This window comes from Pseudomonas sp. H9 (genome assembly GCF_004353925.1).
GTDB lineage: Bacteria > Pseudomonadota > Gammaproteobacteria > Pseudomonadales > Pseudomonadaceae > Aquipseudomonas.
This window is the reverse complement of the sequence record NZ_SMOK01000011.1, coordinates 269,148-290,389: the sequence shown is the minus strand read 5'-3', so window position 1 is coordinate 290,389 and position 21,242 is coordinate 269,148. Positions and strand designations below refer to the sequence as shown.

Annotated in this window: 20 protein-coding genes; 11 read left to right on the top strand and 9 right to left on the bottom strand. The window is 59.7% G+C overall.

Features of this window, described 5'->3' with window-relative positions; all coding sequences use genetic code 11:
• Window positions 1-120 precede the first annotated feature (120 nt).
• Window positions 121-1,080 (top strand): DNA-binding protein, encoded by a 960-nt coding sequence (locus E1573_RS09245; RefSeq protein ID WP_133212824.1) that lies wholly within the window; start codon window positions 121-123, stop codon window positions 1,078-1,080.
• A gap of 31 nt (window positions 1,081-1,111) precedes the next feature.
• Here the strand turns inward: E1573_RS09245 and E1573_RS09240 are convergent, their stop codons facing one another.
• A complete protein-coding gene (locus E1573_RS09240) occupies window positions 1,112-2,014 on the bottom strand; it encodes a bile acid:sodium symporter family protein (RefSeq protein WP_133212822.1) in 903 nt (300 codons plus the stop codon).
• A gap of 171 nt (window positions 2,015-2,185) precedes the next feature.
• On the opposite strand from E1573_RS09240, the gene E1573_RS09235 reads away from it, so the two are divergent.
• Together E1573_RS09235 and E1573_RS09230 are read left to right on the top strand one after the other, a co-directional pair.
• The gene (locus E1573_RS09235) at window positions 2,186-3,064 is read left to right on the top strand and encodes a Dyp-type peroxidase (protein ID WP_133212820.1); all 879 of its coding nucleotides are present in this window, start codon (window positions 2,186-2,188) and stop codon (window positions 3,062-3,064) included.
• A 189-nt stretch (window positions 3,065-3,253) separates the two neighbouring features.
• Entirely contained in the window at window positions 3,254-5,155 is a 1,902-nt protein-coding gene (locus E1573_RS09230; protein ID WP_371925144.1) for a potassium transporter Kup, read from the top strand.
• An 81-nt stretch (window positions 5,156-5,236) separates the two neighbouring features.
• Here E1573_RS09230 and E1573_RS09225 read toward each other — a convergent pair whose 3' ends face one another.
• The 3 genes from E1573_RS09225 to E1573_RS09215 all read right to left on the bottom strand — a co-directional run bounded on the left by E1573_RS09225 (window position 5,237) and on the right by E1573_RS09215 (window position 9,216).
• Window positions 5,237-6,502, bottom strand: coding sequence for an MFS transporter (locus tag E1573_RS09225; RefSeq protein ID WP_133212816.1), 1,266 nt, complete (start codon window positions 6,500-6,502; stop codon window positions 5,237-5,239).
• Window positions 6,503-6,536: 34 nt separating this feature from the next.
• Complete coding sequence (locus E1573_RS09220; protein ID WP_133212814.1) at window positions 6,537-7,604, bottom strand: sugar phosphate isomerase/epimerase; 1,068 nt, start codon at window positions 7,602-7,604, stop codon at window positions 6,537-6,539.
• A gap of 112 nt (window positions 7,605-7,716) precedes the next feature.
• On the bottom strand, window positions 7,717-9,216 hold the full coding sequence (locus E1573_RS09215) for a PLP-dependent aminotransferase family protein (RefSeq protein ID WP_133212812.1): 1,500 nt from the start codon (window positions 9,214-9,216) through the stop codon (window positions 7,717-7,719).
• 267 nt (window positions 9,217-9,483) lie between these two features.
• On the opposite strand from E1573_RS09215, the gene E1573_RS09210 reads away from it, so the two are divergent.
• From E1573_RS09210 to E1573_RS09180, 7 genes are all read left to right on the top strand, one after another.
• A complete protein-coding gene (locus E1573_RS09210; protein ID WP_133212810.1) occupies window positions 9,484-10,464 on the top strand; it encodes a quinone oxidoreductase in 981 nt (326 codons plus the stop codon).
• A 13-nt stretch (window positions 10,465-10,477) separates the two neighbouring features.
• A complete protein-coding gene (locus tag E1573_RS09205) occupies window positions 10,478-11,326 on the top strand; it encodes a TauD/TfdA family dioxygenase (protein ID WP_133212808.1) in 849 nt (282 codons plus the stop codon).
• Between the two features lie 69 nt (window positions 11,327-11,395).
• A complete protein-coding gene (locus E1573_RS09200) occupies window positions 11,396-12,448 on the top strand; it encodes a 3-keto-5-aminohexanoate cleavage protein (protein ID WP_133212806.1) in 1,053 nt (350 codons plus the stop codon).
• Window positions 12,449-12,560: 112 nt separating this feature from the next.
• Window positions 12,561-13,880: an MFS transporter gene (locus tag E1573_RS09195; protein WP_133212804.1), complete on the top strand. Its 1,320-nt coding sequence runs from the start codon at window positions 12,561-12,563 to the stop codon at window positions 13,878-13,880.
• Window positions 13,877-14,530, top strand: coding sequence for a DsbA family oxidoreductase (locus E1573_RS09190; RefSeq protein ID WP_133212802.1), 654 nt, complete (start codon window positions 13,877-13,879; stop codon window positions 14,528-14,530). The genes E1573_RS09195 and E1573_RS09190 overlap by 4 nt, the downstream gene beginning before the upstream one ends.
• Complete coding sequence (locus E1573_RS09185; RefSeq protein ID WP_133212800.1) at window positions 14,527-14,853, top strand: Rieske 2Fe-2S domain-containing protein; 327 nt, start codon at window positions 14,527-14,529, stop codon at window positions 14,851-14,853. Before E1573_RS09190 ends, E1573_RS09185 begins: the two co-directional genes overlap by 4 nt.
• A complete protein-coding gene (locus E1573_RS09180; RefSeq protein ID WP_133212798.1) occupies window positions 14,850-15,860 on the top strand; it encodes a YeiH family protein in 1,011 nt (336 codons plus the stop codon). Before E1573_RS09185 ends, E1573_RS09180 begins: the two co-directional genes overlap by 4 nt.
• Window positions 15,861-15,959: 99 nt before the next feature.
• On the opposite strand, the gene E1573_RS09175 is transcribed toward E1573_RS09180, so the two are convergent.
• From E1573_RS09175 to E1573_RS09155, 5 genes are all read right to left on the bottom strand, one after another.
• Window positions 15,960-16,958, bottom strand: a complete 999-nt coding sequence (locus E1573_RS09175) for an AraC family transcriptional regulator (protein WP_133212796.1) — start codon at window positions 16,956-16,958, stop codon at window positions 15,960-15,962.
• Between the two features lie 204 nt (window positions 16,959-17,162).
• On the bottom strand, window positions 17,163-18,017 hold the full coding sequence (locus E1573_RS09170) for a hypothetical protein (RefSeq protein WP_133212794.1): 855 nt from the start codon (window positions 18,015-18,017) through the stop codon (window positions 17,163-17,165).
• Window positions 18,018-18,968, bottom strand: a complete 951-nt coding sequence (locus tag E1573_RS09165) for a DUF6708 domain-containing protein (RefSeq protein ID WP_133212792.1) — start codon at window positions 18,966-18,968, stop codon at window positions 18,018-18,020.
• Window positions 18,965-19,909, bottom strand: coding sequence for a hypothetical protein (locus E1573_RS26990; RefSeq protein ID WP_256659505.1), 945 nt, complete (start codon window positions 19,907-19,909; stop codon window positions 18,965-18,967). The genes E1573_RS09165 and E1573_RS26990 overlap by 4 nt, the downstream gene beginning before the upstream one ends.
• Window positions 19,900-20,184: a hypothetical protein gene (locus E1573_RS09155; RefSeq protein WP_133212790.1), complete on the bottom strand. Its 285-nt coding sequence runs from the start codon at window positions 20,182-20,184 to the stop codon at window positions 19,900-19,902. Before E1573_RS09155 ends, E1573_RS26990 begins: the two co-directional genes overlap by 10 nt.
• A 411-nt stretch (window positions 20,185-20,595) precedes the next feature.
• On the opposite strand from E1573_RS09155, the gene E1573_RS09150 reads away from it, so the two are divergent.
• Entirely contained in the window at window positions 20,596-21,162 is a 567-nt protein-coding gene (locus tag E1573_RS09150; protein WP_133212788.1) for an alpha/beta hydrolase, read from the top strand.
• Window positions 21,163-21,242 lie beyond the last annotated feature (80 nt).

Here is a 21,242-nt window from a genome sequence, read left to right as displayed (position 1 = left end):
GAGATGCGATAAACCGTGATTATTTAATCTGAGAAATACAATTTTTAGGTGTTGCTTTTGATCTTCATGTACCCTGTAAACACATAGTACGTACCACATTACGAAATAGTAGGAGCAACCATGGCCCGTGGCGGAATAAACAAGGCTGTCGTGCAGAAAGCACGGCAAGCGTTGCTGGCGCGAGGTGTACACCCGAGTATCGATGCGGTACGTATCGAGTTGGGCAATACCGGCTCGAAAACCACCATTCACCGTTACTTGAAAGAGCTCGATAACCAATTCCCGGCCTCACCGGTCAGTGCGCCGGATATCAGCGATGCGTTGGCGACATTGGTCGAGCAACTGGCTGAGCAGTTGAAAGAGGAGGGGCGGGCGCGCATCGAAGAAGCCCGTAGTGCGTTTGAGGCAGAGCGGCAAACATTGCTGGCCCAGGTGCAGATCAGTCAGCAGGCATTGCAGGCGCTACAGCAGCAGTACGAAATCCAGGGCGCTGCGCTGGCCGGCGAATCCGCTGAGCTGGCGACTACCCGTAGCACCTTGCAGGCCGAACAGACCCGCAATGCCACGCTCAATCAGGCCGTAGGCGAACTGAACCTGCGCCTGGCCGACAAAGACGAACAAATCGCTTCGCTGGAAGACAAACACCAACACGCGCGCAACGCGCTGGAGCACTACCGCAGTGCCAGCCGCGAGCAGCGTGAGCAAGAGCAGCGCCGGCATGAAGGCCAAGTGCAACAACTGCAGGTCGACGTACGCCAGTTGCAGCAGACGTTGATCGTCAAACAAGACGAACTCACTCGGCTGAACCGTGACAATGAAGGCTTGCTGGTGCAGATCCGTACCCTCAAAGACGCCCAGCGCACCTTGAAAACCCAGAGCGAGCGGCGTCAGGCGCAGATTCACGGCCTGGAGGTCAACCTGGCGCAACTCAACGGCGCGCGCGACGAGATGGAAAAGCAAAACCAGAACCTCGCCTTAAGCCTGGCTGAACGGGTGACCGAGTTGCGCCAGCAGTTACAGTTGATCGGCAAGCTTGAGGCCCAGTTGCGTCAGGCAGAAAAAGTCATACCCCCGGTGTAGGAGCGGGCTTGCCCCGCGACGCCCCCATCCGTCACATCGCATCGCGGGGCAGGCGCGCTTCCACTGCGTCTGAGGCATGGCCGCGGCTTACCCACCAGCCGAATACTCCAGCGGTAAAGAACATGATCAAGCTGTACAGCGCCGCCGGAATCGCCATGGTCGAGTTGTTGAGCAAGGTCGGGGCCAGGGCCAGCGCTATCGCCAAGGTGCCGTTGTGGATACCGATTTCCATGCCGATAGCGATCGCCTGACGCTTAGGGATCTGCAGCAGGCGCGGTAGCCAATAGCCGATGCTCAGGCTCAGCAGGTTGAACAACAGCGCCGCACCGCCGACCACCGGGGCATAGTCGACAACGGTCTGCCAGTCTTTGACCAGCGCCAGAACTACGGTAAACACCAGAAACAGCGCAGCGATGATCTTCATCGGCCGTTCCATACGCGCGGCAAAGGCCGGTGCCAGGCGGCGGATCAGCATGCCGATGGCCACTGGAACCAGCACGATGGCGAACACCTGCAGCACTTTGGCAAATTGCAGCGGAATGGCCTGCTCGGCGGTCATGAAGTATGCCAGCGACAGGTTGACCAGCAGCGGCATGGTCAAAATGGCAATCAGCGAGTTGACCGCAGTCAGGGTGACGTTCAACGCCACGTCGCCATGGGCCAAGTGGCTGAACAGGTTGGCGGTGGTTCCCCCCGGGGATGCGGCCAGCAGCATTAACCCCACCGCCAGGGCCGGAGCCAGGCCGAAGCCTTTAGCGATCAGAAAGCAGATAAAAGGCAGTAGCAGGATCTGGCACGCCAGGCCAATGATCACCGGTTTTGGGAACTTCACCACGCGGGCAAAATCGGCCAGGGTCAGGGTGAGCCCCAGTCCGAGCATGATGAAACCTAAAGCAAGGGGCAAAAACGCGCTAAGCAGCGGCGATGCGGTCATATTGGAAGCTCGCAAAAAGAGGGATGAACGGCAGTGTAGGCGAGCTTTTCGGACTGCGTCGTGTAAGTGCTTCTCACTTCACCGAGGCTTGCCCCTGTGGCAAACCTGCGCGCTTGTCGCCCTGGGTTCCAGGCAGTAGCATTCGCGCTTTACTCAAGGATCCGATTCCCGATGCAGTTCCAGCCAGGCATTCTCGCGGCACCCGTTCCGGCACAAGGCCGTCATCTGTTCTTTAGTCTGCACGCGCCGAGCGCATTGCCCGCCGTGCTTGATGGTCTGCAACAGCAGGTGGATGGCAGCCGCGTGGTCGCCGGTTTCGGCGCGCCATTGGTGCAGGCGCTAGGCCGCAGCATCGAAGGCCTGCGTGCGTTTCCGCAATTGACTGCCGCGGTCGATAACCCATGCACCCAGCACGACCTGTGGCTGTGGTTGCGCGGTGAAGACCGTGGCGATCTGTGGCTGCTGAGCCAGGCGCTGGAAAAGTTGCTGGCACCGGCTTTTGCCCTGGTTGAAGCCACCGACGCCTTCCGTCACAAAACCGGCTTTGACCTGACCGGTTATGAAGACGGCACAGAAAACCCGGTGGAAGACGCCGCCGTTGCAGCAGCGATCCTGTCCTCGGACGTGCCTGGCCTGAACGGCTCAAGCTTTGCTGCCTTCCAGCTGTGGCGCCACGACCTGGATGCTTTCAAGGCGCTGCCACAAGCCGAGCAAGACGACATCATCGGCCGCCGCCACGCGGATAACGAAGAGCTTGACGATGCGCCAGAGTCGGCACACGTCAAACGCACGGCCCAGGAAAGCTTCGATCCAGAAGCATTCATTGTGCGCCGCTCCATGCCGTGGGCCGATCAACGTGGTGCCGGGCTGGCGTTTCTGGCCTTTGGCTATTCCTTCGATGCCTTTGAAGTGCAACTGCGGCGCATGAGTGGCCTGGAAGACGGGGTGGTAGATGCCCTGTACCGCTTCAGCCGACCACTGACCGGTGGCTACTACTGGTGCCCGCCGCTGACGGCGCAAGGCCTTGACCTCAGTGCCTTGTTGGGTTGATTAGAGGGCTTGCTGTAGGAGCGGGCTTGCCCCGCGATGTGATGCGCCTGAAAGACCGCAATCGCGGGGCAAGCCCGCTCCTACAATGGTAATTTGTAAAAAAATTTTACGGATATTTTACGAAGTCTCGGAACACACACAGGGATACTGACTGCGTTTACAGGCCCCTCCGTTCCGAGACGTTCTACCGTGAGCCAAGCCGCATCCTCTGCAACACCTCATGCCCCCGTAAAGTCTTCGTCAATGAGCCTGCTGATCGCCGCCGTCGGCGTGGTCTATGGCGATATCGGCACCAGTCCGCTGTACACCCTCAAGGAAGTCTTCGCCCCGCACTACGGCGTGCAGGCCAACCATGACGGTGTGCTGGGTATTCTGTCGCTGGTGTTCTGGTCGTTGATCTGGGTGGTGACCCTCAAGTACGTGTTGTTCGTGCTGCGTGCTGATAACCAGGGCGAGGGCGGTGTCATGGCGCTGACCGCACTGGCCCGGCGGGCTGCATCCCCTTATCCGCGACTGAGTCGGGTGTTGGTGCTGCTCGGCTTGTTCGGGGCAGCGCTGTTCTATGGCGACAGCATGATTACCCCAGCCATCTCGGTACTGTCGGCAGTGGAAGGCTTGCAACTGGCGTTCGACGGCATCGAGCATTGGGTGGTGCCGATTGCCCTGATCGTGCTGGTGGCCCTGTTCCTGATCCAGAAACACGGCACGGCGCGCATCGGTATTCTGTTCGGGCCGGTGATGGTGTTGTGGTTCAGCGTGCTGGGCGCTCTGGGGGTTTACGGCATTGCCCAACGCCCAGAAGTATTATTGGCACTCAATCCCGCCTGGGCTGTGCAGTTCTTTGTCGTGCATCCGGGTATTGGCGTAGCGATTCTCGGCGCGGTGGTGCTGGCGTTGACCGGTGCCGAAGCACTGTATGCCGACATGGGCCACTTTGGCCGTAAACCGATAGCCCGTGCCTGGATCCTGCTGGTGTTACCTGGTTTGGTGCTGAACTACTTCGGCCAGGGCGCGCTGATCCTCGGCAACCCGGAAGCCGTGCGCAACCCGTTCTACCTGCTGGCCCCGAGCTGGGCGTTGTTGCCTATGGTCGGGCTGGCCACCCTGGCGACCATCATTGCCTCGCAGGCGGTGATCTCCGGCGCCTTCTCGCTGACGCGCCAGGCGATTCAGCTGGGTTATGTGCCGCGTATGTTCATCCAGCACACCTCCAGTCAGGAACAAGGGCAGATCTACATCGGTACAGTGAATTGGGCGCTGATGGTCGGGGTGGTGCTGCTGGTGCTCGGCTTTGAGTCGTCCAGTGCCCTGGCGGCGGCCTACGGCGTGGCCGTGACCGGTACCATGCTGATCACCACCTTGCTGTCGGCGGCGGTGGTGCTGTTGCTGTGGAAAGCCCCGAAGTGGCTGGCGGTGCCGCTGTTGTTGTGCTTCTTGCTGGTCGACAGCCTGTACTTTGCGGCTAACGCGCCGAAGATTTTTCAGGGCGGTGCGTTCCCGGTGATTGCCGGTATCGTTCTGTTTGTGCTGATGACCACCTGGAAACGTGGGCGCAAGATTATCGTCGAGCGTCTGGATGAATCGGCCTTGCCGTTGCCATTGTTCATCAGCAGCATCGGTGCGCAGCCACCGCACCGGGTGCAGGGCACGGCGGTATTCCTCACTGCCCGTAGCGATGCAGTCCCCCATGCGCTGTTGCACAACCTGCTGCACAACCAGGTGCTGCACGAGCGTGTCGTGTTGTTGACGGTGGTGTCGCAAGATCGTCCGCGGGTGCCGATGGCCGAGCGCTTTGAGGTTCAGGCGTTTGGCGACGGTTTCTATCGGGTCAACCTCAACTTCGGCTTCATCGAAGAGCCAGATGTGCCGGCGGCATTGCAGCTGTGCCATGAACCGGCGCTGGATTTCAGCCCGATGGCCACCACCTACTTTTTGAGCCGCGAAACGGTAATTGCAACCAAGCGCATCGGCATGGCGCGTTGGCGTGAAGCGCTGTTTGCGTTCTTGCTGAAGAACGCCAACAGCAACCTCAAGTACTTCAACTTGCCGCTCAACCGGGTGATTGAGCTGGGCACGCAAGTCGAGATGTGAATCACCTATAGGAGCGGGCTTGCCCCGCGATGCTTTGTTGTTGACACACCGCATCGCGGGGCAAGCCCGCTCCTACGGGGTTTAGCCTGTTACCGGCTGCATCGGGCACAGCTGCGCGTTGCGGCGCACCAGCCGGTGCATCACGCTGGCCACCAAAAAGCCCACCACGGCCAGGCCCATCATGCTCATGAACACATAGTTGTAACCCTGCTGACCGGGGAAGTGATCGAGAATCGCGCCGTAGCCAACATAGGCAAACATGCCAGGCGCATAGCCGATCAGGCAGCCAATGCCGAAGGCAGAACCCGTGATGTGCGGGGCAATGCCCACTTCACCCATCGGCGCCCAGAACACCCCACGCATCGAGAACACGATAAAGGCGAACGACAGCGTTGCAGCCATGCCGGCGTAGATGTAGCCAGGGCTCTTGGGCACCATGAGGATGATCGCCATCATCGGCAGCAGGGCCAGAAACGCCCACTTCAGATAACGGCTAGGGCTTTTGAACTGCTTGTCAGCAAGAAAGCCACCGGCTGGGCCTCCGAGGATCTTCAGCATGTACTGGTTGATGATGCCGTAGGCGCCAACCAAGGCAACCGGCAAGCCGTAAACCTCCTTCAGGTAGGGGATGAAGTAGGTCAAGCCGCAGTACACGATGTACACCATGAACACGTTGCAGCTGACCACCCAGATCGCCGGGACCTTGATGGCTTCGACCAGGTTCGACAGCGGGTTTTTCTTCGCCGGGGCAGTTTGTGCGGCCTGGTTGCCCTTGAGCAGGAACCAGGTGAGTACGCCGGCGGCAATATCGATCAGCGAATAGAACACGATGGCGGCTTTCAGGCCCGCTTCGGCGGCGCCCATGGCAATGAACACGCCCAGGGCGGAAAACGCCACCAGGGTGTCGACCACGCCGCGACCACCTTCTAGCAGGCCGAACAGGCGCCCTTGTTCCTGGTCATTGCCCAGGCCGCGAATGGCCTTGAGTAGTGCCGGCCAGTAGATGCAGTCGGCGCAGACCGCCAGCAAGCAGAAGACCAGCATCAGGCTGCTGAACGGCGGGAAGGTCGCCAGGTACAAGCCCAGCGCACCGGTACCCAGCAGTCCGACCGGGATCAGTTTGCGCGTATCAAAACGATCGGCGAGCACCCCGCCAACCACGAACAGGCCCGTGGCGATGATCGCGTTGGCGCTGAGCAGCAGACCGATTTCAGTATGGGACAAGCCCATGAAGGTCTGCATGGGGACGTAGAACGCGTCTTTGAGGTTGGCCAGCTTATAGATGGTGCCGCCACCGAGGATGAGTATGAGGAATTTGAACCATTTGGCCTTGTCGTGTGCAGTCATTGTTATTCTCCAGGCGTAGTGGGTAGTGACGGTGTCAGTCGCTGGTCGTGGTAGCCAGCTGCAGTTCGGCCAGGGTGCGCAGCTCGGCGAGCAAGCCTTTGATGTAGCTGACCTGGTTGTTCGCCCAGCGATGCTCGCCCGCGAGCATTTGCTCCAGGGTGAAACCGGCAGGCAGCGGTGTATCGCTCATTTCGCGGTAGGCAATGAAAGGGTCGGCAGGCTCGTCGGACTGCCGGAACGCGGGGGCGATGTAGTGGTTTTCCTGTTCAAGGATGAAGGCGATCACCTGCGGGCGTTGCTCGCCGAGCATCAGCAGCTCAAACAGCATACGGGCGCTAGGCAGATCGTCTTCGGCGCTGCCCTGCAGGACGCCGTAATGACCAAAGCCCGAGGCTTCGGGCACCACACGTACGCCTTTAAGGTGCACTTGGCGAATGTGCGGGGCCAGGTGCTGCAATGCCTGCAACGGCTGTTCACAGGCATTGATCATGTTGCCGAAGTCGAACAGCGCATGCAGGCGTGGGTGAGCGGCGTCCCGGAGCAAGCGGGCAATTTCGTCGCTTTTGAGTTCTTCGTGCTGCTCGAAGTCGAAGTACAGGTCGTGGGCGTCGGCTTGCTGGGCCAGGTAGTGCAGATCACCGCTGATGCGATCCATCACCTGCGACAGCGTGCCTTCGTAGCGTGAGTACACACGGATGTTGCGGGTGCCGATGGCCTTGGCCACGGCAATCACCGCGTCAACGTCTGGCTTTAGGGTACTGCTGATTTCCAGGTGCACGTCCAGCTCCAGCTGGCGGGCCTTGTCAGCAAAGGCACGCAACTGTTCGGCGTTCATTTGCGAGAGGCTGTTGTGCTCGCCGTCGAGCATATGCAGGCTCAGGCCTTTGAGCTCGTGGCGGTAGGCGAAATCGAGCAGGTCGAAGGGCGTCAGGCGCCCGTGGGTGAGGTTGGTCAGTAACGGGTAGGCGTGGGCGAACAGGCGAACCTGGTCAAGGCGTTCGATCAGACGTTTGGCCAGTTCACGGGTCAACAGCACCGGCGCTGCGGCGCCTTTGGTCTTGTTATCGAGCAACCGGGTGAAGCGTTTTTGGATAGCATTCATTCGAGTCGTTCCTGGTGCGGGCACCGGTTCTACCGGCGCGTCCTTTATCGCGCCAGTGAGGAACACTCGATAGATCCATTACGAAGCAAATGATAAGGCCACTGGCCGATGGCTATACCGGTTGGCCCAGGGCTTTGAAGGCTTGAACCAGCGCCTGCACCTTGGTTTCAGCCTCGGCTTGCGGGGTGCCGGCGAAACCAATCAACAGGGCAGGGGGCAGATAGCGCTGCAGGCAATAATCACTCAAGGCATAGGTATGCACACCGAGCCTGGCCAGTTCGCGGGCGATGTCCTGGTCGTCGAGGTGAGGCGGTAGCCAGGCAATCAGGTGCATGCCGGCTTCTACCGGGGCAATGGTCAAAAAGTGCCCGAGCCGGCGCTCAAGCACTTCCACCAGGCAGGCCTGGCGCGCCTGGTAGAGTGCGCGCATGCGCCGGATATGGCCGATAAAGTGGCCTTCCTTCATGAAGTCGGCGGTCACCGCTTGCAGCAACGTAGGTGGGCTACGGTCCATCACAGCGCGAATGGTGCAAAACGGCTCGACCAGTGCCGGCGGCAGAATCACATAGCCCAGGCGCAGCGACGGAAACAGCACTTTGCTGAAGGTGCCGACGTAGATCACCCGGTCGCTCTGGTCCATCGCGTACAAGGCTGGCAATTGTCGGCCGCTGTAGCGCAGTTCGCTGTCGCAGTCGTCTTCGATCACCCAGCGTTGATGCTCGGCGGCCCAGTCAATCAACTGCAGACGCCGGGCATGGCTGAGGGTGACGCCCATCGGATGTTGCCGAGACGGTGTGGTGAACACCAGCCTCGCGTCAGGGCAGTCGGTGATGCCTTGCTCAACATCGATGCCTTGCTCGTCGATCCGCACTGGCGCCACCCGGCAGCCCTGGGCCTGGAAGGCGATGCGCGCGGCTATGTGGCCAGGGTCTTCCATCCACACCGGGTCATCCGGGTTCAACAGCAACATGGCCAGCAGGTTGAACGCTTGTTGCGCGCCGGAAACGATCACTACCTGTTCGGCCTTGCAGTCGATGCCCCGGGCATCAAACACGTACTCGGCGATGGCTTGACGCAGTTCCTGTAAGCCCTGCAACTCGCCGTAACCGAGCATTTCCTTACTGGGCTTTTGGCTATGGCGTACCAACAGGCGCTTCCAGATGTGCTGGGGAAAGGTCTCGAACGCACCGTGGCTGGGCAAAAACGAGGTGGGGGTGTCGGCGCTGTAGTGGGCGTACGACACTCCACGAAAATGGTGGCTGCGCAACGACAGCATCGACTGGCTCAGCTCCGACAGTTGCGGCGCTGGCGCAGGCTGTGAAGTGTCTGCTTGCCCCGACCGTTCCCATTCGTCACCCACATAGGTCCCGGCCCCGGTTCGCGACACCAGAAAGCCCTCAGCGATCAATTGATCGAACGCGTTGAGCAGGGTAATGCGCGACAGCTTCAGTTCCTGGCTCAAGGTGCGTGTCGACGGCAGACGGATGCCCCCCTGCAGGCGGCCGGTGAGGATCTGCTTGCGGATCTGCAGGTAGAGCTGGCGGTACAGCGGGGTGGCGCTGTCGCGGTCGAGCTCAATCGCTGAAAGCAGCAAACCGGCCGGGGATTTCATCGAGTCACTCTCAACAGTGGTGGAAAGGCGCGTGCATCGTACGAGAAAGCCTTGCAGGCAGCCAGGCTTGCTGTAGGAGCGGGCTTGCCCCGCGATGCGATGCAACTGGCACCCTACAATCGCGGGGCAAGCCCGCTCCTACAGCAGGGTTGTCACGAAATGAAAACGCCTTGTCGCCCGATGCGAAGCACCCCTAAAGCGTAAGGCTTATTGTCCACTCAACCTGTACTGACACAGTGCATCAAGAACAAGAGTGGAGTGACAAGCATGTCCAAAGCCGTACGTTTTTACGAGACCGGTGGCCCCGAAGTCTTGCGTTATGAAGACGCCGAAGTCGGTGAGCCAGGTCCCGGTCAGGTTCGCCTGCGCCAGGTCGCCGTTGGCCTGAACTATGCCGATACGTATTTCCGCAATGGTACCTACCCGATTCCGATGCCCAATGGCATGGGCGTGGAAGCTGCCGGCGTGGTGCAGGCAGTGGGTGAGGGCGTCACCAACGTTGCAGTCGGTGACCGGGTGACCTACACCGGCTTTCTCAATACCTTGGGTGCCTATTGCACCGATCGCCTGATTGGCGCCGCTGCCCTGATCAAACTGCCTGAAACCATCGCCTTTGAAACCGCCGCAGCAATGACCATGCGTGGCCTGACCTCGGCCTACCTGATGCGCCGCCTGTACGACTTCAAACCCGGTGACACCATTCTGCTGCACGCCGCTGCTGGCGGTGTGGGCCTGATTGTGTCGCAGTGGGCGCGTCTGCTGGGGCTGACGGTGATCGGCACGGTCTCCACCGAGGCCAAAGCTGAAGTAGCACGGGCCCATGGCTGCACCCACACCATCAACTACAGCCATGAAGACGTGGCCAAGCGTGTGCGTGAACTGACCGACGGCATCGGCGTCAACGTGGTGTTCGACAGCGTTGGCAAGAGCACCTTCATGGCCTCGCTCGACTCCCTCAAGCGCCGCGGCCTGATGGTTTGCGTGGGCACCGCCTCCGGCACCATCCCGCCGTTCGATCCGCAGATCCTGGCGATGAAGGGCTCGCTGCACCTGACCCGCCCGGCACTGGCCGACTACATCGTCGACCCGGCCGAGAAGGCCGACCTGGCCGGTGAACTGTTTGATCACGTCAGCAGCGGTCGCATCAAGATCGAGATCAACCAGCACTACGCCCTGCAGGACGCTGTTCAGGCGCATCGCGACCTGGAAGCACGCAAAACCACCGGTTCGTCGATCTTCGTCATCTGAAGAGGGCTGTAGCATGCACATCGAACAATTGACCTGCGCCATTGGCGCTGAGGTTTCCGGGGTTAACCTGGCGGATGCGGTGCACGATGACGACCTGTTCGAGCAACTGCGTGCGCAGTTGCTCAAGCATCGCGTGCTGTTCTTGCGCGACCAGAACATCAGCCGCGCCGAACATGTGGCCTTTGCCCGACGCTTCGGCGAGCTGGAGGATCATCCGGTGGCCGGTAGCGATCCGGACCATCCCGGCCTGGTGCAGATCTACAAGCGCCCGGACCAACCGATGGACCGCTACGAAAATGCCTGGCATACCGACGCCACCTGGCGCGAAGCCCCACCCATGGGCTGTGTGCTGCGCTGCGTGGAATGCCCGCCGGTCGGTGGCGACACCATGTGGGCCAACATGGTGTTGGCCTATCAGAACCTGCCGGATGAGGTGAAGCAGAAGATCGAAGGCCTGCGCGCCCGGCACAGCATCGAGGCCAGCTTTGGCGCGGCGATGCCGATTGAAAAACGCCTGGCGCTCAAGGCCCAGTACCCGGACGCCGAACACCCGGTGGTGCGCACCCACCCGGAAACCGGCGAGCAGGTGCTGTTCGTCAACGCTTTCACCACTCACTTCACCAATTTCCACACCCCGCAACGGGTGCGCTTCGGCCAGGACGCCAACCCAGGGGCGGGCGAATTGCTGCGCTACCTGATCAGCCAGGCCTACCTGCCTGAATACCAGGTGCGCTGGCGCTGGAAGCCCAACAGCATCGCGATCTGGGATAACCGCAGCACCCAGCACTACGCCGTCATGGACTACCCCCCGTGCCATCGCAAGATGGAGCGCGCCGGCATCAAAGGCGACTTGACCTTCTGAGGTCAGTGCCTGTTTTACCCCTCCGCAGTACTGCGGAGCCAAGACAATAACAATACCGAGGACGAGAACATGCAATTCTTCGACGATTCGCTGCACCCGGAAAACATGGAAAAGGTCGTCATTACCGTGGCCCCGTATGGCCCGGAGTGGATGCCCGAGGACTTCCCCGAAGACATTCCACTGACCATGGACGAGCAGGTGCAGAAGGCCGTTGACTGCTATGAAGCCGGTGCCACTGTACTGCACCTGCATGTACGTGAACTCGACGGTAAAGGCTCCAAGCGCCTGTCCAAGTTCAACGAACTGATTGCCGGTGTACGTGAAGCCGTACCGGAAATGATCATCCAGGTAGGGGGCTCGATCTCTTTCGCCCCGGAAAGCGACGGCGAAGCCGCCAAGTGGCTGTCCGACGACACGCGCCACATGCTTGCCGAGCTGACGCCCAAGCCTGATCAGGTCACCGTGGCGATCAATACCACGCAAATGAACATCATGGAACTGCTGTACCCGGAGTACCTGGAAGGCACCTCGCTGGCCAACCCGGCGTTCCAGGCCGCCTACAGCGAAATGACCGTACCCGCCGGCCCTGCCTGGGTGCGTGAACACCTGCGTCGTCTGCAGGATGCCAAGATTCAGCCGCACTTCCAGCTGACCGGCATGCACGCCCTGGAAACCCTCGAGCGTATCGTGCGCCGCGGCGATTACATGGGCCCGCTGAACCTGACCTGGATCGGCATCGGCGGCGGCTTCGATGGCCCGAACCCGTTCAACTTCTTCAACTTCATTCACCGCGCGCCCGATGGCTGCACCTTGACCTCCGAATCGCTGCTCAAGAACGTGCTGCCGTTCAACACCATGGCTATGGCCGTGGGCCTGCATGCGCGCTGCGGCAACGAAGACACCATCATCGACCACCAGGGCAAGCGCTTCAGCTCGGTGCAGCAGATTCAACAAACCGTGCGGGTTGCCCACGAGCTGGGCCGCGAAGTCGCTAACGGCAAAGAAGCGCGGGCGATCTATCGCATTGGTGAGCAGTACAGCAGCATCGAAGAAACCCTGAAGGCCAACGGCATGGCACCGAACCGCCGGCCGGGGCAAAAGGGTGTGCCGCAGCGCGGCTGACCGGTCAGGGTCGGCACCGCCGTGCCGGTGTCGACCCACCTCAGCTGCAACGCGGTCCGTCAGGCTTCTGATAACAACAAGACTTACGCCAGACAACAACCGAGGAGGCACTATGGCCGCCTATATCGCCAGCGCCGAAGACGATGGTGTTGACACTTCCCAAGGCATTTCACGGCGCTATGCCTGGATTGTCTTTGCTTTGACCTTTGGCCTGCTGATTTCCGACTACATGTCGCGCCAGGTCCTCAATGCAGTATTCCCGCTGCTCAAGGGCGAATGGGCCCTGACCGACAGTCAGCTCGGGCTGCTCAGCGGCATCGTCGCGCTGATGGTCGGGCTGTTGACCTTCCCGCTGTCATTGCTGGCCGACCGCTTCGGCCGGGTCAAAAGCCTGGTGCTGATGGCTGTGCTCTGGAGCCTGGCAACCCTGGGGTGCGCCCTGGCGGAAAACTACCAACAGATGTTTATTGCCCGCTTCCTGGTGGGTGTTGGCGAAGCCGCCTATGGCAGCGTCGGCATTGCCGTGGTCGTGGCGGTGTTCCCCCGTGACATGCGTGCGACCCTGGCCGGTGCGTTCATGGCCGGTGGTATGTTCGGCTCTGTCCTGGGCATGGCCCTTGGCGGCGTGATGGCCCAGCATTTCGGCTGGCGTTGGGCATTTGCCGGCATGGCCTTTTTCGGCTTGATGCTGGCCTTGCTGTACCCCGTGCTGGTCAAGGAATCGAAGATTTCACCCAAACGATCCCGCGCATCCTGCAAGGCCGAGCGGCCGTTGCGTACTTTGTACAGCAGCCGTTCGGTGATCGCCGCGTACGTCGCCAGCGGCCTGCAGTTGTTCGTGGGCGGCACGGTGATCGTGTGGATGCCCAGCTACCTGAACCGTTACTACGCCATGGGCACCGATCAGGCCGGCGTACTCGCTGCGATCATCGTCTTGTGCAGCGGCATCGGCACGATTATCTGCGCCATACTCTGCGACCGCCTGGGCCGCCAGCGCCCAGACCGCAAAATCAGCCTGGCGATTACCTATTGCCTGGGCAGTTGCCTGTTGCTGTCGCTGGCCTTTGCGTTGCCAGCAGGCACGGCGCAATTGGTGCTGATTTGCCTGGGGATGATGATCGCCGTGGGCACCAACGGGCCATCCAGTGCCATGGTCGCCAACCTCACCCACGCCTCGGTGCATGGTACGGCCTTTGCCACCTTGACCTTGGCCAACAACTTGTTGGGGCTGGCCACCGGGCCGCTGATTACCGGCAAGGTGTCCGACCTCATCGGCCTGCAGGCGGCATTTCAGCTGGTGCCGCTGATCAGCATCGCCGCCGCTGCAGTGTTTTTTATTGCCAAGCGCCATTACCACAGTGACATGGCCCGCCTTGAGGCTCAGCAGCAGATTGCGCCAGGCGCAGCGCAGATTCAGGAGGTAAAACCGTGAAACCCGTGTTGTCCATCGAAGTGTTCTTCGATTTCATTTGCCCGTGGTGCCTGATCGGTCAGCGCCATCTACAGGTGGCGCTTGAGCAGTTGCGCCGCGAACAGCCTGAGCTGGAGGTCTTGTTGCACTGGCGCGGTGTACAGCTACTGCCCGACATGCCGCGCACCGGACAGCCGTTCGAAGCGTTTTATCGCAAGCGCCTGGGCAGCGACGCGGCCGTGCGCCAGCGCCAGGCGCAAGTGCGTGGCGCCGCCGAAGCTGCGGGGGTTGAAATCGACTTCTCGCGTATCAGCCGCATGCCCAATACCGCTGATGCTCACCGCCTGCTACAGCGTGCGGCAACCCTGGGCATGCCCGAGCTCCCCGAAGCGCTGCTGACACAGCTGTTTGCCGCTTACTTCCAGCAAGGCAAAGACCTCGGCGACACGGTGACCTTACTGCACATCGCCAAAGCCTGTGGCTTGAACCCGGCGCAGGTCGCCGATTGCCTGCGCGGTGATGCCAGCCCGTTCAATGCCGACAATGATGTGGCCATGAACGGCGTGCCCTGTTTCCGCTTCAACCAACGGCAGACCATCAGCGGTGCGCAACCTGCTGCTGTGCTGCTTGAGGTCATGCGCGAGGCGCTGGCTGTGGCGGAACCGGTATGAGTTACCGTTACCCAGTGCCCGCGGCCAAAGTGCCGCCGCGTAACAGCCGTGTGCTGTTGAACTTCGAGAACAAAAGCCTGGCGCTGTTCAACGTCGCCGACCAGTTTTATGCCATCGATGACAGCTGCCCGCACCAAGGCGCTTCGCTGTGCGGCGGGCGCCTGGAAGGGCGGGTGATTCAATGCTGCGCCCACGGCCTGCGTTTTGATTTGGCCAGTGGCTATCTGCTCAACTCCACCGCGCTCAAGGTCGGCAGTTACCCGGTCGAGTGTGAGGGCGAGCAGGTGTTCATCGTCATCGGTGCCGAGGAGTCAGGCCAATGAACACCCTTGCTATTACTGCTGCCAACCAGCGCATACGTACACTCGCACCGGGGTTTATGGTCAGCCTGATCGCTGCCGGTGCGGCGACGTTCCTCAGTGAGCACTACGGCGCTCCGGTGATGCTGTTTGCCCTGTTGCTGGGCATGGCCTTGAACTTTCTTGCCACCGACGGCCCGTGCAAAGCCGGGATCGAGTTCACTGCGCGCACCGTGCTGCGCATCGGTGTCGCCTTGCTCGGCATGCGCATTACCTTGGAGCAGATCGCCAGCCTGGGCTGGAAGCCGGTGGCGCTGGTGATCATCATCGTCGCGGTGACCATTGGCGTGTCGATGGTGGTCGCCAAGGCCATGGGCTTCAACCGCCTGTTCGGCATGCTCACCGGCGGAGCAACGGCCATCTGTGGCGCTTCAGCGGCCCTGGCGCTGGCGGCGGCCTTACCGCCACACAAGCAGAAAGAACACGCCACGCTGTTTACCGTAATCGGGGTGTCGGCGCTCTCGACCCTGGCGATGATCCTGTATCCAATGATCGCCGGCTGGCTGCAACTGTCACCAGCGCAGGCCGGAGTGTTCCTGGGCGCGACCATCCATGATGTGGCGCAGGTGGTGGGGGCGGGCTACAGCATGTCCACCGAGACCGGTGATATTGCCACGGTGGTCAAATTGATGCGGGTGGCGATGTTGCTGCCGGTGATTGTCTGTGCGGCGATGATTACCCGTCGGGCAGGGGACAACGCCACCGGGCAACGTCCACCGTTGCTACCGTGGTTTGCCGTGGGGTTTGTGCTGCTGGCCTGCCTGAACAGCACAGGCTGGGTGCCGACGCTGGTGCAAAGTGGCGTTAATGACCTGTCGCGGTGGTGCCTGGTGGTGGCGATCAGTGCCCTGGGGATGAAGACCCAGCTCAAAGAACTGGCCAAGGTTGGCTTCAAGCCCATCGCCTTGATGGTGGGCGAGACAGTGTTTCTGGTCCTGCTGGTGCTCGCGTTGATGCATTGGGGGCTGTAAACACTCACCAGTAGGAGCGGGCTTGCCCCGCGAGGCGATGTGGCTGACACACCGCTATCGCGGGGCAAGCCCGATCCCACAACAAGCCCGCTCCTACCATTACCTATGCTGCGCTCGCCAGGTAGCCGGCGGCATACCGAACTGGGCAATGAACCAGCGGGTGAAAGAGCTGGGCATCGAGTAACCGAGCATGTCAGCAATACGCCCCAGCGAGTAGTTGGGGTTCTCCAGATAGCGAATCACCAGATCCCTGCGCACACTGTTGATCAGGTCGCTGAAGGTCAGCCCACATTCTTCCAGGCGCCGCTGCAGGGTACGCACGTTCATGCCCTGGGTCTGGGCCACCTGCTCGATGGTGGCGCGGCCCATAGGCAGCAGCAGGTAAATGGTCTTGCGCATTTCCAGCTCCAGCGACTGTTTGCCGCCCGCCTGCAAGGTATCCAGGTAACGTTGGGCCAGGCGCGCCATGGCCTGGTTGGCCAGCGGATTGGCGGCATCAAGGTCGGCGGCGGGGCAGACAATGCCATTGAACTCACTGCCAAACTCCAGCTTACAGCCGAAAATCCGCCGATGAATGGCCAGGTCAGCCGGGGCGCTGTGGGTGAAATTGGCACTGATCGGGTGCCAGTGCGCACCCAACAACGCCGCGCACAGGCGGCGCAGCACACCAATGGCCAGTTCGGTGGCCTGGCGGCTGCCCTGCGGCCGCTCGCTGACCACTTCCTCACGAATGATCACGGTTTTACCCGCATCCTCGATATAGATGGCCAGGGCGTCATTGAGCAAATGCCGGTACTGCACGATCACCTCCAGGGCATCACGCAGTGTTCGTTGGTGGCTGAGCAACAGGCTGATTTCGCCGAAGTCGGACAACTGGCGCAATTCCGCCATGCGCAGGCCGAAGGTTTCGCAACCGCTGACCCGCGCAGACTCTTCCAGCAGGGTGATGACCGACGAGACGGCAAGGCGCTGGTTGGGGTCTTCCAGCAGCGCTGCGCTGATCCCCACCTGGGCGAGCAGCGCCTGTGGATTGAGCCCCAGGTGGCGCGACACCTCGAGGTAATTGGTCAAGCTTGCAGCACGGACAAGGGCGGTCATTTTATTGTTTTCCACGCGTTTACATTAGGCGTCCCACTTCTGTGGCGGGTCGCTTTTTATAGCCTGACTGTCGTGAAATGCAAAGCGGGTTATCGCCATTGAGGCTGAATATTTCACCTGCGTAAGCTTAGCCATACCTCACTGTAGGAGCGGGCTTGCCCCGCGCTCACAATGCCACCTGCCCACCGCCGAGCACACAATCACTCACCGCTTTGCCCGGTGACTGCGCAGCCAGGTAATCCACTCAATGAGCTCGCTGTGCCCCTGCTGCTCAATGAGCTTCATAAACACACTGCGCCAGCGCCTGCAGGTTATTGCGCAAAACCCTGTGCGTCGCTGCAACTCGCCGCTTCGCTCGCCATTGATCAGCGCCTGAGCAAAGGTCAGCCAGTGCTGCGGATAACCCATTCGGTGCAGCAACGTACCACGGAGCAAACTGACCGAATTGCCACAGCCAGGGCAGTAGAAATCCGGACGTCGCTGGTTGATCCGACGCATATCAGGTGAGCCACACGTCGGACAATCAGCGTGCTCAGTGGTCAGGTAATACGCTATCCCGTCCAGGAACGCCTGGGCTTGAGCGGCGATATGCGCCGGTGGCTCCAGGCAGGTCCGATCTTGTCGCGCAGCCCACCATTGGTACAGCGCAGGAAACTCTTTGGCCATCACTGCACGGAAGGGCTCTACCCAGTTGCTAGCGGTAACTTCGGTAAGGTCCATGGCGTCGGCCGTCGCTTGCGTAGGCCAACCGGCCAACAGGTAGTGGCCATAGATGGGCCACAGGTGCGTACGCACATACCTCGCAAGCGGGTTCTTCACCTTGCCGTTACACATGCCGCAGAGGTACGAAGGCAGAGACAGGTTGGGTTTGATTTCTCGCTTGAGGTGCGGATGGGCGCAGTACGGGCACTTTTCCGGCGCCCAATCAGGTAGCTCACGCAAATACTGGATGAAAGCATCCGCCTGGCTGTGGAGCTCTGCGGGCAGGCACAGGCGATAGTTGGGTAACGCCTGGGTTTCGAGTACCGAACCTGAGATTTCTGTATTACTGTTTTTCACTTAAAGCTTTCCTTCGTTTTCACATTCCAGATCAACAAGGCGCGTGGTGGGGCCATTGGGTTTCAAACGTTCAGTAACAATCCTCGGCCAGGAATTGCGAAAGTGGCGTTTGGCAACGCTGTAGGTGAGCTCATGAATTTTTCCCGGGAGGTAGAACATTGGCGAGAGGACCAGCATGCCTACGTCATCGCCACCTAAGTAATTTCTACCTCCAGTGTCTATCTTCGCTTGCTTTATTCGCGCCAGGGTACGTTTGAAGGTATTGCTCATCATAAATCGCGCGCGCAGTTGGCTTTTTACAAACGCATCCGATTCACTGTGAATGCCGTGTTTGTCAAAGTAGGGGCCGTTGTTCATGTAGGCGCGGATGTATTCCCAAAACGCTTTTTGCATCGCCATTGAATTTCCGATGGGAGCACAGAGGCTGATCATAGAGGTGGTTTCCGGCTTTCCAAATTTGAACGCGCGAGCCTCAAGCGAGGTACTTTGCAGGTTGTTTACTTTCGCGCCGACCGGCTGAAGTTCCTTGGCTACGGCAGTAATGCCATCCCACGGGGCGTGGAACAGTTCGCCATTGTGCTCGAAATAAACTTCACGGGTGCGACGATTGAATAAAATTGGGAGGGGTAGGGGGCGTAGAGTTTCCCAAAGAAACGGCAGCAGAAATAAAAGTATGCCTGCGATTATCAGCATATAGGCGGAGTCAAGGTATCCGACTTTTGTTTCTATAAGGCCATGCACAATAAACAAGCAGCCGCCTACCCCGCCAAGTACGCCCGTCAACGTTCCTAGATTCATGGTCCCTTTTGCTTGCACTGCCAAGTAATGCTCGTTGTGTTCATCGACGACAAACAACTCCCCCGGTTTTACGCCCGTAGATTTATCTGCCACAAGTATTTCCGTAGCTGTATCGAACATAGCGTTTGATTTTTCCTTATCATTGATTTTCACTCGGCTTTCCTCCCGCCATCACATTCCAGATCAACAAGCCGCGTTGTGGGGCCGTTGGCTTTCAAGCGTTCAGTGACAAGGCTCGGCCAGAGGTTACGAGAGCGGCGTTTGGCAATGCTGTAGGTAAACTCCTGGATTTTTCCCGGTAGGTAAAACATCGGGCTGGTAATCAGCGTGAATACGTCATCGGCCCCTAAATAATTTTTGCCTCCGGCATCTTTTTTCGCCTGTCTTATCCGCGCCAGGGTATCTTTGAAGCTGTTGCTCAATTTGAAACGTACGCCCAGTTGGCTTTTTACAAACGCATCCGATTCACTGTGATTTCCGTATTCGTCGAAGTACGGGCCATTGTTCATGTAGGCGCGGATGTATTCCCAGAAGCCTTTTTGTAGTGCCAGTGATTTACCGAAGGGGGCGCCGAGGCTAACCATCAAAGCTATTTCCGGCTCCCCGAATTTCCACACGCGAATCTCAAGCGACGCATTTTGCAAGCTGCCTATTTGAGCGCCGACCAGCTGAAACTCATGGGCCACGGCGGTAATGCCATCCCACGGGGCGTGAAACAGTTCGCCGTCGTGATCGAAATACACTTCACGGGTTCGGCGGTTGAACAGGATGGGAAGAGGGAGGGGGCGCACGGTTTCCCATAGAAATGGCAGCAAAAATAAACTGATACCGATTGCAAGCATGATGGGATCGAAGACTCCTCGCATCGCCAGCATCAGAGTCAGCCCCACCGATCCACAGCCGCCTATCCCGCCTAATACGCCCGTCAGCATTCCGCGGTAAGAATCATCATTTACTTCTAACGTCAAGTAATGCTCAGTGTGCTCATCGACGATAAACAACTCCATCGGTTGTTCGCCCGTCGATTTATCCGATCCCAGTATTTCCGTGGACGAGGCGTTATGCCGGGGTTGTTCTGGCATATTCATATCCATGCTCGCTCCATGATTTTCAACGCGGGCAGCGTCAGCCCTTCACGGGGGGAATAGATCAATTCGCCTTCGATGCGATGCAAGTCTCGAAAACCGTCTTCATGGTATACGCGGCGATAAGGGGTGATGCCGGCCGCTACTGGAATGCGCGTGCCGCTATGGGGGGAAAAGTCTTTACCTGTCCACTCGACCTTTCTGGTTACATCGGGGTAGTAGCCGAGCATATCGCCCCACACTTCCTGCCCGCTGAAGTGAACCATGTCATCGGTCAGCAACACTTGTTCACCCGGCAAATTCAGCATCAGGTAGGTGGAGGTTTAACGTAAAACATGCGCAGTGGGCCGAGGTCGACATAGGCTTGTTTTTCCTTAAACGGGTAGAAAATCAACCCCGGAAAAGCTACCTAGGTTTCATTAGGAAATATGTCAGACGCTTCCGAAAGTGCGCCTGCATCTGCCAATTGTGGGAGCGGGCTTGCCCCGCGATAGCGATCTGTCAGTCACACCGAATCGCGGGGCAAGCCCGCTCCCACAACAAGCCCGCTCCTACCGACAGCTGTCCAGCTCCATGTCATCAAATGAAAAGCCACTGACGCTCAATGTAAAGCACCCAGGGGGAGGGGTGATTACTGTGACTCACGAAGCGCTCACCTGAGTCGGTGAGCTGCGTGTCTGAGCATAGGTGCTGATGTGGAAAGAGTGCATACCGCCGCTACCGTCCTGATTATTCCTGGCCTGCGTGACCATGTCGCCGAGCATTGGCAGACGTTGTTACAAGCCAAGCTGACCAAGGTTCGCGCAGTACCGCCGTTGCAGGTCAACGGGCTCGACTGCAACGCCCGCGTCGAAGCGATCCAGCACGAGCTTGAGCAGATCGAAGGTGATGTAGTGTTGGTGGCGCACAGCGCCGGTGTGTTGATGGTGGCCCATTGGGCTGCACGCTACGACCGCCCGATCAAAGGCGCTTTGCTCGCCGCACCACCGGATCTGCAGGCGCAATGGCCCGCCGCGTACCCAAGTCCGGACACGCTGCGTGCCAACGGCTGGGCACCGCTGCCTATCACAAAGTTGCCGTTCCCCAGCATTGTTGCCGCCAGTAGCAACGACCACTTGGCCAGCCTCGAAGCGGTGTCGGCCATGGCCCGTGGCTGGGGTAGCCAGCTTGAGCTGTTGGGCGCTGTTGGCCACCTAAACCCTGCGGCCGGCTTCGGCCCTTGGCCTGGCGCCGAAACCTTCATTCAAACCCTGGACCGTTAACCCCTGCCGTCGCGCATGGACGCTTGACCAACGCCCGCACAAGTCGGGCGGCGATAACAACAATAACAATACGTGGAGTC

What these genes read in the sequence shown, in the direction of transcription:
- E1573_RS09245 (WP_133212824.1), top strand. Translation starts at nt 121, where the DNA reads ATGGCCCGTGGCGGAATAAACAAGGCTGTCGTGCAGAAAGCACGGCAA.
- E1573_RS09240 (WP_133212822.1), bottom strand. Translation starts at nt 2,014, where the DNA reads ATGACCGCATCGCCGCTGCTTAGCGCGTTTTTGCCCCTTGCTTTAGGT.
- E1573_RS09235 (WP_133212820.1), top strand. Translation starts at nt 2,186, where the DNA reads ATGCAGTTCCAGCCAGGCATTCTCGCGGCACCCGTTCCGGCACAAGGC.
- E1573_RS09225 (WP_133212816.1), bottom strand. Translation starts at nt 6,502, where the DNA reads ATGACTGCACACGACAAGGCCAAATGGTTCAAATTCCTCATACTCATC.
- E1573_RS09220 (WP_133212814.1), bottom strand. Translation starts at nt 7,604, where the DNA reads ATGAATGCTATCCAAAAACGCTTCACCCGGTTGCTCGATAACAAGACC.
- E1573_RS09215 (WP_133212812.1), bottom strand. Translation starts at nt 9,216, where the DNA reads ATGAAATCCCCGGCCGGTTTGCTGCTTTCAGCGATTGAGCTCGACCGC.
- E1573_RS09210 (WP_133212810.1), top strand. Translation starts at nt 9,484, where the DNA reads ATGTCCAAAGCCGTACGTTTTTACGAGACCGGTGGCCCCGAAGTCTTG.
- E1573_RS09205 (WP_133212808.1), top strand. Translation starts at nt 10,478, where the DNA reads ATGCACATCGAACAATTGACCTGCGCCATTGGCGCTGAGGTTTCCGGG.
- E1573_RS09200 (WP_133212806.1), top strand. Translation starts at nt 11,396, where the DNA reads ATGCAATTCTTCGACGATTCGCTGCACCCGGAAAACATGGAAAAGGTC.
- E1573_RS09195 (WP_133212804.1), top strand. Translation starts at nt 12,561, where the DNA reads ATGGCCGCCTATATCGCCAGCGCCGAAGACGATGGTGTTGACACTTCC.
- E1573_RS09185 (WP_133212800.1), top strand. Translation starts at nt 14,527, where the DNA reads ATGAGTTACCGTTACCCAGTGCCCGCGGCCAAAGTGCCGCCGCGTAAC.
- E1573_RS09180 (WP_133212798.1), top strand. Translation starts at nt 14,850, where the DNA reads ATGAACACCCTTGCTATTACTGCTGCCAACCAGCGCATACGTACACTC.
- E1573_RS09175 (WP_133212796.1), bottom strand. Translation starts at nt 16,958, where the DNA reads ATGACCGCCCTTGTCCGTGCTGCAAGCTTGACCAATTACCTCGAGGTG.
- E1573_RS26990 (WP_256659505.1), bottom strand. Translation starts at nt 19,909, where the DNA reads ATGGATATGAATATGCCAGAACAACCCCGGCATAACGCCTCGTCCACG.